Source organism: bacterium (assembly GCA_040757115.1).
Lineage (GTDB): Bacteria > UBA9089 > CG2-30-40-21 > CG2-30-40-21 > SBAY01 > JBFLXS01.
The window spans coordinates 1-1,539 of record JBFLYA010000428.1; the positions used below are offsets into that span (position 1 = coordinate 1).

General features: G+C 36.3%; 1 protein-coding gene. It reads left to right on the forward strand.

Annotated features, from left to right (window positions below):
- The first annotated feature begins 11 nt into the window (after nt 1-11).
- A complete protein-coding gene (mnmE, locus tag AB1422_19385; GenBank protein ID MEW6621465.1) occupies nt 12-1,394 on the forward strand; it encodes a tRNA uridine-5-carboxymethylaminomethyl(34) synthesis GTPase MnmE in 1,383 nt (460 codons plus the stop codon).
- Nucleotides 1,395-1,539 lie beyond the last annotated feature (145 nt).

The window sequence follows — 1,539 nt, forward strand, 5'->3', positions numbered from 1 at the left end:
GATTTGATAGAGTGTATATTTTGAACGATACCATTGCCGCTATTTCTACACCTTTAGGAGAAGGTGGAATTGGTATTGTGAGATTAAGTGGTAAAAAGGCGATAGAAATAGCAGATAAGATATTTAAAGGTAAAAACCGGATTTCTGAATTTACAACTCATACCATCCATTATGGGAAAATAGTTGAAGCAAACAGCAAAGAGGTAATTGATACAGTTCTTCTTTGTGTGATGCGAGCTCCAAAGACTTATACCTGTGAGGATGTAATTGAAATTAATGCACACGGCGGAATTGTTTCCTTAAACCGAATTTTAGAAACAGTTTTATCTCTGGGTGCACGGTTGGCACTACCAGGTGAATTTACTAAACGAGCATTTTTAAATGGCAGAATTGACCTGTCCCAGGCTGAAGCAGTTGTAGAATTAATTCGAGCTAAAACAGACCTTGCCGCTAAATTTGCCCTTTCTCAACTATCAGGTAACCTCTACCATGAAATATCCAATCTCCGTAACCAGATTATCTCTTTATTAGCCGAGATTGAAGCGTCGATTGACTTTTATGAAGAAGATATTGAATTATTGCCTAACACGGAAATTTTAAACAGATTAAATGAAACTAAAACAAAGATTGAGGAATTGATTGACAGTGCTAAATATGGCAAGGTGTTACAACAAGGAGTAATAACCACGATTATTGGTCGTCCTAATGTGGGTAAATCAAGTCTATTAAATGCTTTGGTTGGACAACCAAGAGCCATTGTAACTCATATTCCGGGCACAACGCGAGATACGATTGAAGAAACAATTGACATCGAAGGTATTCCTTTAAAGGTGGTCGATACTGCAGGTTTACGGCATACTGTTGATATTGTTGAAGAACAAGGTGTCCAACGAGCAAAAAAGGCTTTAAAGCTGGCTGATTTAATTATGTTTGTGATGGATGGTTCTGAAAATATTACTCAGGATGACCTGATAATTATGGATGAACTAAAAAATAAACAGACCATCATCATTATCAATAAATTTGATTTGCCGCAACTTATTGAAATCGACAAGGTTAAAAACTATTTACCCGATAAACCCATCATAAATCTTTGTGCCACCCAGCAATTGGGGTTAAATGAGCTAAAAAAGAAAATTAAGGAAATATTTCTTGCGGGTAAAATATTATCAACTGATGCTCCTCTCATTACCAATATCCGGCATAAAGAGGCACTTATATCCTGCCTTAAGAATATAAATTCGGCTATCAAGTCAATTGAGAATAATCTTTCTTTTGAATTTAGTTCGGTTGACCTGCGAGAATCACTGGATAATCTTGGATTAATAATCGGTGAGACTGTTACTGAAGATATCTTGAATGAGATATTTTCAAAATTTTGCATCGGGAAGTAAGCCAGTGAAAAGAAAATGGTAACCGTTCAGCCACAGAGGCACAGAGTTCACAGAGAATTAGAGAAATTAGCCACAAATGGACACGAATTAACCTGTGACATTCGATAAATGTAGTGCGAACCTTATGGTTTTTGCAAAATTAACT